The sequence below is a fragment of the Bacteroides sp. CAG:633 genome, assembly GCF_000435115.1.
Taxonomy (GTDB): Bacteria; Bacteroidota; Bacteroidia; order Bacteroidales; family Bacteroidaceae; genus Bacteroides; species Bacteroides ndongoniae.
Genome location: NZ_FR883109.1, coordinates 101,536 through 112,467, shown reverse-complemented (window position 1 = coordinate 112,467; position 10,932 = coordinate 101,536). Strand labels below are relative to the sequence as shown.

Sequence of the window (10,932 nt, the reverse complement as noted above, 5' to 3'; positions counted from 1 at the left end):
GGAGGGGCTTTTTTGTTTTCCCTCCGCATACACACAGGAACTTTTGTTTTTCTTCAGGCACGGATGCCACGGAAAGACACGGGGAAGACCGCGCCTGAAAACAATATATCCCGCATGTTTTTCTTTTGAATTGTGCTTTCCAAATACGCTAACTGTGCAGTTCCAGTGCACTGCCTGCTGCACTGTTAGTGCACCAACTGTTGCACTGCGAGTGCACTGACTACTGCACTGTGAGTGCAATAACTGGTACACTCGCTAGGGATAACTGGGGAGTTTGTATGGAATAGTAGGAGCAGTGGAAGGCATTATTTATTGTTATTTTCATAGAGAAGAAAATTCTTTGTCTTTTTTTCTGGGAAATAATCTTTCTTTTCCCCTTTCTCTTTTATTATCACAGGGATTTTAGTAAATTTGGCGCAAATCTGATACGGAGGGAAAAACTGCGTATAAGGGTGTATATTTTGTAACTAACTTATAATAATTCCTGAAAATATGGAGAATAAAATTCAAGAGTTAACTGATAAGATTTATCACGAAGGGGTTGAAAAAGGTAATAAAGAAGCCCAGAAACTTATCGCAAATGCTCAGGAAACAGCTCAAAAAATAATTGAGGATGCTCGTAAGGAGGCTGAAACCATTCTGGCTACAGCCCGTAAGGAGGCTGACGATATGGCTGAGAATACCAAATCAGAGCTGAAAATGTTCGCTAATCAAGCTGCTAACGCTTTAAAATCGGAGATTGCTACACTGGTAACAAACAAACTGGTTGATGCGGACGTGAAAGCTTTTGCAGCGAATAAAGACTATCTGAATGCCTTTATCCTGTCTTTAGCTTCAAAATGGAGCGCAACAGAACCCATTGTGATTTCGACTGCAGATGCAGATGGATTAAAAGCCTATTTCTCGAAAAAGGCAAAGGACCTTTTAGATAAAGGAGTGAAGATAGAACAGGTAAACGGCATCAAGACTTTGTTTACTATTTCTCCGGCTAATGGTTCTTATAAGATAAACTTTGGTGAAGAAGAGTTTATGAACTACTTTAAAGAATTCCTCCGCCCGCAATTATTAGAAATGTTATTTTAAAAAATATCACTTGATATGGGTAAATACTATTATTTAGTAGCTGGATTGCCTAAACTTGCTTTGGAGGACAATAAACTGAGCTATACGGTCGCGGATTTTAAGGAAGATATATATCCGGCTTTGACTGTAGTAGACAAGAAACTGGTAAGTTTGTTCTTTTTGCAATATGATAATGCAAATGTTCTGAAGCTGCTGAAAGACAAGGAAGCTGCTATTGATGGGCGTGGAGTCTTTTCTGCTGAAGAACTCAACGAATATATTCTGCGATTAAAGGAAGGCGATAGAATAGAGAATTCTATGTTCCCTGCATATTTATCCACTTTTATATCTGAATATTTTACTAATCCTGTAGAAGAGAACTTTTTGCTTGAGAATCGTTTGGCTGCACTTTATTATGCTTATGCGATGGAATGCAAGAACAAGTTTGTCTCTTCGTGGTTCGCTTTCAATTTGACAGTCAATAATATTTTGGTTGCACTGGCTGCAAGAAAATATAAGATGGAGCTTTCATCAGTGATAGTGGGAGATACCGAAGTGTGTGAAGCCTTGCGTACTTCCAATGCCCGTGATTTCGGCTTGACTGGTGAGGTAGACTGTATGGAACAGTTGATGAAAATCAGTGAAATAAGCGAACTGGTAGAGCGGGAGAAGAAAATAGACCAGCTTCGCTGGAACTGGATGGAAGAAGCTACCTTCTTTGACTATTTTACGATCGAACGTCTGTTTGTCTTTTTGTTGCAATTGGACATGGTAGAGCGTTGGATGGTTCTGGACAAGGAAAAAGGTAATTTATTGTTCCGTAATATTATTGCGACTTTAAAGGATGAAGTGCAGATACCTGCAGAGTTTAAAAAATAAAATTAATCACATAATTATATGGCAACAAAAGGAACTGTTAGTGGCGTAATTGCCAATATGGTAACTCTTATCGTTGACGGCCCTGTGGCACAGAATGAGATATGCTATATCTTGCTGGGAAACGACAGGCTGATGGCGGAAGTGATAAAAGTTGTAGGCAGTCAAGTATATGTACAAGTTTTTGAAAGTACCCGTGGCTTGAAGGTCGGCGCAGAAGCCGAGTTTACCGGTCATATGCTTGAAGTGACATTGGGTCCCGGCATGCTTTCGAAGAATTACGATGGTTTGCAGAACGACCTTGACAAAATGGAGGGTGTCTTCTTGAAACGAGGACAGTATACCTATCCGTTGGATAAAGAAAAGAAATGGCATTTTGTACCTTTGGCAAAAGCAGGCGATAAAGTAGGTGCAGCCGATTGGTTGGGCCAGGTAGAAGAGAACTATCAGCCGCTGAAGATCATGGTGCCCTTTGAAATGAAGGGACAAGCCACTGTTAAATCTGTTGTGGCAGAAGGCGATTATCACATTGAAGATACGATTGCTGTGCTGATTGACGAAGAGGGAAAAGAAGTCCCCGTCAACATGATACAGAAATGGCCGGTAAAACGGGCTATGACCAATTACAAGGAAAAACCGCGTCCCTTCAAACTGTTGGAAACCGGTGTTCGTGTGATAGACACCGTTAACCCGATTGTAGAAGGTGGTACAGGATTTATTCCCGGTCCGTTTGGTACGGGTAAGACGGTGTTGCAGCATGCCATCTCCAAACAGGCAGAAGCTGATATCGTAATCATCGCAGCCTGTGGTGAACGTGCCAATGAGGTAGTGGAGATTTTTACAGAATTCCCCGAGCTGATAGACCCGCATACCGGACGTAAGCTGATGGAGCGTACTATCATCATTGCCAATACTTCGAACATGCCGGTTGCGGCCCGTGAGGCATCTGTCTACACAGCGATGACCATTGCCGAGTATTATCGCAGCATGGGATTGAAAGTATTGCTGATGGCCGACTCGACTTCACGTTGGGCACAGGCACTTCGCGAAATGTCCAACCGTATGGAAGAGTTGCCTGGTCCGGATGCATTCCCGATGGACTTGTCTTCGATTATCTCCAACTTCTATGGCCGTGCCGGCTATGTAGTTTTGAATAACGGTGAGACGGGTTCTATTACATTTATCGGAACCGTATCTCCTGCGGGTGGTAACCTGAAGGAGCCTGTTACGGAAAATACCAAGAAAGTAGCCCGCTGTTTCTACGCTCTTGAACAGGACCGTGCGGACAAGAAACGTTATCCGGCCGTAAACCCGATAGATTCTTATTCGAAATACATTGAATATCCTGAATTCGAGGCTTACATCTCCAAACGTATCAACGGCGAATGGATTGGCAAGGTGAATGAGATAAAGACCCGTTTGCAGCGCGGTAAGGAGATTGCAGAGCAGATCAACATCTTGGGTGATGATGGTGTACCGGTAGAATATCACGTTATCTTCTGGAAATCGGAACTGATAGACTTTGTTATCCTGCAACAAGATGCTTTTGATGAGATAGATGCTGTCACTCCGATGGAGCGTCAGGAAGAAATCCTGAATATGGTAATTGACATCTGTCATACGGACTTTGAGTTTGACAATTTCAATGAAGTCATGGATTATTTCAAGAAGATGATCAACATCTGCAAGCAGATGAACTACTCAACCTTTAAGTCGGAACAGTACGAAAATTACCGTAACCAATTGAAAGAGTTGCTTGAAGAACGTAAAGCCTAAACAAAAGGTTTAATAATCATCGATAGACCGTATCGAAAAACTGAATTATAAAATTGCTAATTATTGTAGATTTATAAAATGGCAACAAAAGCATTTCAAAAAATATATACCAAGATCACTCAGATAACGAAGGCTACCTGTTCGCTGAAGGCAACTGGGGTCGGTTATGATGAGTTGGCAACCGTTAATGGTAAATTGGCCCAGGTGGTAAAGATTGCAGGAGATGATGTTACCCTGCAGGTATTCGAGGGCACCGAAGGTATCCCCACCAATGCAGAAGTTGTTTTTCTGGGGAAAGCGCCTACGATTAAAGTGAGCGAACAGCTTGCCGGACGTTTTTTCAATGCATTTGGTGATCCGATTGACGGAGGTCCGGAAATAGAAGGAGAAGAAGTTGAAATTGGTGGTCCGTCTGTGAACCCGGTTCGCCGTAAGCAGCCGTCGGAACTGATTGCTACCGGTATAGCAGGTATTGACCTGAACAATACACTGGTTTCGGGACAGAAGATTCCGTTCTTTGCAGACCCGGATCAGCCGTTCAACCAGGTAATGGCCAATGTGGCATTGCGTGCCGAGACCGACAAGATTATCCTGGGCGGTATGGGTATGACGAACGACGACTACCTGTACTTCAAAAACGTATTCTCGAATGCAGGTGCGCTCGACCGTATTGTCTGCTTTATGAATACGACCGAGAATCCTCCGGTAGAACGTTTGCTGATACCTGACATGGCACTGACTGCTGCTGAGTATTTTGCGGTGAAGAACAATGAAAAAGTTCTGGTGCTGCTGACCGATATGACTTCATATGCCGATGCGCTGGCCATTGTGTCGAACCGTATGGACCAGATTCCTTCGAAAGACTCAATGCCCGGTTCGCTGTATTCCGATTTGGCCAAAATATACGAGAAGGCCGTACAGTTCCCCAGCGGAGGTTCTATCACCATTATCGCCGTGACTACCTTGTCGGGTGGTGACATTACCCATGCGGTACCTGATAATACCGGTTATATCACCGAAGGACAGTTGTTCCTCCGCCGCGACAGTGATATCGGTAAGGTTATTGTCGATCCGTTCCGTTCTTTGTCGCGTCTGAAACAGCTTGTTACCGGTAAGAAGACCCGTAAGGACCATCCACAGGTGATGAATGCCGCTGTCCGTCTGTATGCCGATGCTGCTAATGCCAAGACAAAACTGGAGAACGGTTTCGACCTGACGAATTACGACGAACGTACGCTGGCATTTGCCAAGGATTACTCCAATCAGCTGTTGGCGATTGACGTGAACCTCAACACAACCGAAATGCTGGATGTAGCATGGAGTCTGTTCGGCAAATATTTCAAGCCGGAGGAAGTGAATATCAAGAAAGAACTTGTGGATCAGTATTGGCCGAAAGCCGGTAATTGATGCTCAAGCATTGATATAGTTCTGAATATTTTAATTTAATTCTTTAGTTTGCAAAGTGGCTATAAAGTTTCAATACAATAAAACTTCTCTTCAGCAATTGGAGAAACAATTGAAAGTACGTATGCGTACTCTGCCTATTATCAAGAATAAGGAGAGTGCCTTGCGTATGGAAGTGAAGCGCTGTAAGGTGGATGCTGCCGCATTGGATGAAAGTCTGGAGAAAAAGATTCAGGCATATGAGACTATGTTTGCCCTTTGGAATGAGTTTGACACTTCATTGATAAGGGTTAGCGATGTCCACCTTGGCGTGAAGAAAATCGCGGGAGTGCGAGTGCCGATACTTGAAAATGTAGATTTCGAAATACGTCCTTATAGTCTGTTCAATGCTCCTAAATGGTATTCGGACGGACTGCATTTGCTCAAGGAACTGGCACATACGGCTATCGAACGCGAATTTGTCGTTGCCAAGCTGAACTTGCTTGAACATGCTCGGAAAAAGACGACTCAAAAAGTGAACCTGTTTGAGAAAGTTCAGATTCCGGGTTATCAGGATGCATTGCGGAAGATCAAACGGTTTATGGAAGATGAAGAAAATCTTTCAAAATCGTCGCAGAAGATCATGAAATCTCATCAGGAGAAAAGAAAGGAGGCGGAAGCATGATTACGAAAATGAAGAAACTGACATTTCTTGTGTACTACAAGGAATACGAGGAATTCCTCAGTCAGATTCGTGAATTGGGAGTTGTACATATTGTCGAAAGACAGTGTGGGGAGATGGATGATACGTTGCAGAACTTTATGCAGAAACGTACCCTCTATAAGAACACACTTGCCAGTATGTATAATCTGGCTGAAAAAACGGTGGATGCCAATGTGCATGCCGGTGTTTCTGCCGACGAGGTAGTCAGCACTTACGAAGGTCTGCAGAATAAGATACAGGATTTGAATCAGCGTGTACCGCAGCTTGACAAAGAAATAGCCCAAATGGAAGTTTGGGGCGATTTTGATTGGAAGGTTGTTTCCAGCCTGAAAGATCAGGGATGGGATATCCAGTTCTTCATGTGTTCTGAAAAAGATTTTGATGAAGAATGGATAGAGCAGTACAATGCTATCAAAGTTCAGGAAAGGGGAGGACATCTCTATTTTGTTACTGTCAATCATGGTCCGGTTGATCTGGAGATGGAACCGCTCCGTTTGCCTTCACAAAGCTTGTCGGAGCTGAATGCTGCAAAAGAAAGCCTTTTGCAGGAATTGGCTCAGGCAAATGCTGAATTGAAGAATTTCTGCAAAACTCACTATCACACACTGGAGGAAGGACAACTTCAGCTACAGGGTGAGATTGACTTATGGAAAGTAAAGCTGAACAGTCAGCGGATGGCTGAAGGAACAGTTGTGTTGCTGGAAGGTTGGATACCGGTCGATAACGAGGAAGAAGTCAAGAAATTCCTGGATGCGAGTGGTGTCTACTATGAGATACGTAATGCGAACAAGGAGGATAATGCTCCGATTAAGCTGAAGAATAATGCCTTTACCCGCATGTACGAGGTATTGACCAAGATGTATGGTATGCCTGATTATGCCGAGTTCGACCCGACACCCATTCTGGCACCTTTCTTTTCGCTGTTTTTCGCTTTCTGTATGGGCGATGCAGGTTACGGACTGGTGTTGATAGCTTTGGGATTCGTACTGAAAAAGAAGATGTCGAAATCGCTCAGCGGTATGATGAATCTGGTAATTACGTTGGGTGTCTTTACCACTGTGATAGGTGCCGTATTGGGAACCTTCTTTGGCGTCAGTCTGTTCGATCTGGATCTTCCGGATAGTCTGAAGCAGTTCATGATTGTAGGTAAGATAGGCGAGACTACTTACGACAAACAGATGCTGCTGGCTTTGATTATCGGTGTGGTTCACATCTGTATTGCAATGACCGTGAAGGCAGTATGCTCTACGGTGCGTTACGGATTCAAGGAATCGCTCAGTGCCTGGGGATGGCTGCTGCTGGTAGTCGGATTTGTGCTTACCGGTGGTTTGTCTTTCTTCGAGGTCATTTCCGAGAACGTTTCTACGTGGGCATTTATCATTATCGGCAGTATTTCGGCCATAGGCATTTACCTGCTGAATAATATTCACCGCAATGTCTTCGTCAACATCGGAGCCGGTGTTTGGGATACTTATAACATGGCTACCGGTCTGATGGGCGACGTTTTGTCGTACATCCGTCTTTATGCCTTGGGATTGGCAGGCGGTATGCTGGGAGGCGTATTCAACCAGCTGGCGTTTATGGTGAACGACGCTGCCGGTCCGGCTTTAGGCTGGCTGTTCTGCGGCTTGATTCTCGTGTTTGGCCATGTGCTGAACATTGCGATGTCCTGTTTAAGTGCATTTGTGCATCCTCTTCGTCTGACATTCGTGGAGTATTTCAAGAATTCAGGTTATGACGGCAAGGGAGAAGCTTACCGTCCTTTTACAACAATAAAAAAACAAATAGATTAAAAACTCATAAAAATTAGAAACATTATGAATGAAATTTTAGGTTATCTCGGTTTAGGTTTGATGTTTGGACTGGCAGGAATTGGTAGCTGCTTTGGTACAACAATCGCAGGAAATGCGGCAGAAGGTGCATTGAAGAAAGATCCTTCCAAGTCGGCCAGTTACATGATTTTGTCTGCTCTTCCTGCTACGCAGGGTCTTTATGGCTTCGTAGCTTTCCTGATGTCGATGGGTAGAGACTTTGCTACAGAAGGTCCGTTGATGTTGGGTATTGGTCTGGGAGTAGGTCTGGTATGCTTATTCTCAGCTATTCGTCAGGGACAGATTTGTGCGAATGGTATCGTAGGTATTTCCCAAGGTCACGACGTGCAGGTTAATACCATGATTTATGCAGCTCTTCCTGAGTTCTACGCCATTCTTGCGCTGGTAGCAGCTTTGATGATATAATATTAGCATATCGTTTCAAACATTTAACGAGCCCGGAACATTTCCGGGCTTTTTTTATAACTTGTTGTATATATGTGTGTGACAGATTTTCCTCTTCACGGATCTCCCTTCCATGGCTGGATTCCTTTGTAAAAAGGAGAAGAGGCAGAGAACGGGATATGTTATATTTTTGTATATTTGCCCGATTTATTGTCGGGCACTTTAGGAATTGAACATAGAGCTTAAAAAATTGTTCTATAGTCTGTGCAGGCTGTTTTGTACAAATTCAGTTTGAAATATCTGCATTTGTTAGGTGCTCTTTATTAAGTATATTGAGAAGATGAAAGTAAAATTTATAAGTTTGGCAAGTGGCAGTAGCGGAAATTGTTATTATATAGGTACAGAGAAATATGGAATATTGATTGATGCGGGTATTGCTGTGCGTACCATTAAAAAGACACTGAAGGAAGTAGGAATTGAAATGGATATGATACGTGCGGTTTTTGTCACTCACGACCATGCCGACCACATCAAAGCTGTAGGAGGCTTGGGAGAAAAGCTGAATATCCCCATTTACACTACTGCCCGTATTCATGAAGGAATCAATCGTAGCTATTGCATGACGGAGAAACTTCACACTTCTGCCCGTTATCTGGAAAAGCAACAGCCCATGCAATTGGAGGATTTCAGTATTGAATCGTTTGAAGTCCCTCACGACGGTACGGATAATGTGGGATATTGCGTTCAGATTGATGGCAAAGTTTTCTCCTTTCTTACCGACCTTGGCGAAATAACTCCGATCGCCGCACATTATATTCTGAAAGCTAATTATTTGATATTGGAAGCCAATTACGACGAGGAAATGTTGCGGATGGGAACTTACCCGCAATACCTGAAGGAACGCATCAGCAGCCGGACCGGACACATGAGCAATATGGAAACAGCCAGTTTCCTGGCGGAAAATATTAGCGATCGGCTGAAATATATATGGCTGTGCCATTTGAGCAAGGATAACAATCATCCGGAACTTGCGTATAAAACTGTAGAATGGAAACTGAGAGAAAAGGGTATCATTGTTGGTAAAGATGTCCAGCTGTGTGCCTTGAAGCGTACAACTCCTTCAGAACTCTATGAATTTGAGTGAGAAAAAGACAAAAGTATATGAGGAGAAGAAAAAATCCTCCAAAAAAGTTTGTAGCTTAGAATAAAAAGCGTATCTTTGCACCCGCAAAAATGAAAGAGATGCACTCTTAGCTCAGTTGGTAGAGCAACTGACTCTTAATCAGTGGGTCCAGGGTTCGAATCCCTGAGGGTGTACATTATAAGGAGGTCTTAAAGCCTCCTTATTTTGTTGATTCACAGGAAGATAATTGATAAAACATCATATCAAATGATGTTTTTGGGAGTATCAAAAGACTGTATAAATATGACAGTTTATGACATGGTATCACATTTGACGACAAACAGATGATACCAATGTGTACCCTACCATGATACCATTCTTCAGTATCTACACTCCTTATCTACATTACTAATCATACTTAAAGTAAAAGTATGAACAATGTATCTGTCCGGCTCATCTTTGATAGAAAGCATGTGGCCACCAAAAAACACCAAGCCTCTGTTCAAATGGAGGTAACATTTCAACGAAAACGTAAGTACATTACAACTGGAATTAGGTTGTATGCAGACCAATGGGGTAAAGATCTGAAAGTTAAAAATCACCCCCAGTCCATGTTATTTAACCAACAATTAAATGATATGGTAGCAAATATTTATGATTTTGCTCACCAATTGTCATTACAGAAGCAAACATTCTCTTTTGAGAAATTGGATGGTTATTTAAACGGTTGTGGCGTTGACACAACAGATTCTTTTCTTCATTTCATGCGTAAGCGTATTATTGAAAGGCCAATATCAGAATCTACCAGAAAAAAACAATGGTATATTCTGAAAGCATTAGAAAATTTTGGTAAAATCAAGTCTTTTTCTGATATTTGCTACCAGAATATTATGGCATGGGATGAATTTGCCAAAAAACGTTGCAAATGCCAATCTTCAGTATATAATTATCATAAAGTATTGAAGATATTTGTACGTGAAGCGTATGCGTCTCAGTTAATACAAACGGACCCGTATCGAACCTTTAAATTAGATCACGGCGTTAGCGAGAATAGAAAGTTTTTAACCAAAGAGGAATTAAAAAAAATAGAAAACATATCGTTGGATGATAAATGCTTAGAAAGAGTAAAGGATATGTTTTTATTCTGTTGTTATACAGGTTTGGCGTATGCTGATTTGACTAAATTTGATTTTAGTGAAGCTGTATTTACTAATGGAATGTATCGAATACGGGATTGTAGAAAAAAGACCGGCACCCAATATAATATTTCTATAGTCAAAAAAGCTATGGATATATTGAACAAATATAATTTAAAATTGCCTGTTATATCTAATCAAAAGTATAATGCTTTTCTAAAAGTTATCGGAGCATTTTGTGAAATTAAGAAAAGGCTCACAAGCCATGTAGCAAGACACACATTTGCTACTACGGTAACATTAGGTAACGGCGTGCGAATTGAAGTGGTTAGTAAAATGTTGGGGCATACCAATATTCAAACCACACAACTTTATGCCAAAATATTTCAGGAAGAAGTTGATCACGAGTTTAATAGGTTGAATGAAATCGTATGAAAACCAAAAATGTAACAGTCAAAGAAGCTGCTGAATATTTGCGTGTAGCCTATCGGACTGTTCAAAGATACCTGTCGGAAGGTAAAATTCCATACACAAAGCCGGCAGGAAGGATTTTGATTAATGAACAAGATCTGATAGATTTTGTCAATCTAAAAAATAGATAAAAACAACGCTTCGATTGCTTTGTGTTGAAGTCAT

At 42.0% G+C, this 10,932-nt stretch carries 10 protein-coding genes and 1 tRNA gene; all 11 read left to right on the top strand.

Annotated features, from left to right (window positions below; all coding sequences use genetic code 11):
* Positions 1 to 492: 492 nt before the first annotated feature.
* The 11 genes from QVP67_RS11585 (at position 493) to QVP67_RS11535 (ending at position 10,898) form a co-directional block, all read left to right on the top strand.
* Entirely contained in the window at positions 493 to 1,083 is a 591-nt protein-coding gene (locus QVP67_RS11585) for a hypothetical protein (protein ID WP_022163729.1), read from the top strand.
* 15 nt (positions 1,084 to 1,098) lie between these two features.
* Positions 1,099 to 1,941: a DUF2764 family protein gene (locus QVP67_RS11580; protein ID WP_022163728.1), complete on the top strand. Its 843-nt coding sequence runs from the start codon at positions 1,099 to 1,101 to the stop codon at positions 1,939 to 1,941.
* A gap of 18 nt (positions 1,942 to 1,959) precedes the next feature.
* Positions 1,960 to 3,714: a V-type ATP synthase subunit A gene (locus QVP67_RS11575; protein ID WP_022163727.1), complete on the top strand. Its 1,755-nt coding sequence runs from the start codon at positions 1,960 to 1,962 to the stop codon at positions 3,712 to 3,714.
* Between the two features lie 78 nt (positions 3,715 to 3,792).
* Complete coding sequence (locus QVP67_RS11570) at positions 3,793 to 5,121, top strand: V-type ATP synthase subunit B (RefSeq protein ID WP_022163726.1); 1,329 nt, start codon at positions 3,793 to 3,795, stop codon at positions 5,119 to 5,121.
* A 55-nt stretch (positions 5,122 to 5,176) separates the two neighbouring features.
* A complete protein-coding gene (locus QVP67_RS11565) occupies positions 5,177 to 5,782 on the top strand; it encodes a V-type ATP synthase subunit D (protein WP_071149569.1) in 606 nt (201 codons plus the stop codon).
* On the top strand, positions 5,779 to 7,614 hold the full coding sequence (locus QVP67_RS11560; RefSeq protein WP_022163724.1) for a V-type ATP synthase subunit I: 1,836 nt from the start codon (positions 5,779 to 5,781) through the stop codon (positions 7,612 to 7,614). Before QVP67_RS11565 ends, QVP67_RS11560 begins: the two co-directional genes overlap by 4 nt.
* 24 nt (positions 7,615 to 7,638) lie before the next feature.
* Positions 7,639 to 8,058 carry a hypothetical protein gene (locus QVP67_RS11555; RefSeq protein ID WP_022163723.1) on the top strand — a complete coding sequence of 140 codons (420 nt, stop codon included), beginning with the start codon at positions 7,639 to 7,641 and terminating at the stop codon, positions 8,056 to 8,058.
* 319 nt (positions 8,059 to 8,377) lie between these two features.
* A complete protein-coding gene (locus QVP67_RS11550; RefSeq protein ID WP_022163722.1) occupies positions 8,378 to 9,181 on the top strand; it encodes an MBL fold metallo-hydrolase in 804 nt (267 codons plus the stop codon).
* Positions 9,182 to 9,281: 100 nt separating this feature from the next.
* Positions 9,282 to 9,354 (top strand) — tRNA-Lys (locus QVP67_RS11545).
* 237 nt (positions 9,355 to 9,591) lie between these two features.
* Positions 9,592 to 10,731 (top strand): site-specific integrase, encoded by a 1,140-nt coding sequence (locus QVP67_RS11540; protein WP_022163721.1) that lies wholly within the window; start codon positions 9,592 to 9,594, stop codon positions 10,729 to 10,731.
* Positions 10,728 to 10,898, top strand: a complete 171-nt coding sequence (locus tag QVP67_RS11535) for a helix-turn-helix domain-containing protein (protein WP_022163720.1) — start codon at positions 10,728 to 10,730, stop codon at positions 10,896 to 10,898. The genes QVP67_RS11540 and QVP67_RS11535 overlap by 4 nt, the downstream gene beginning before the upstream one ends.
* Positions 10,899 to 10,932: the final 34 nt, after the last annotated feature.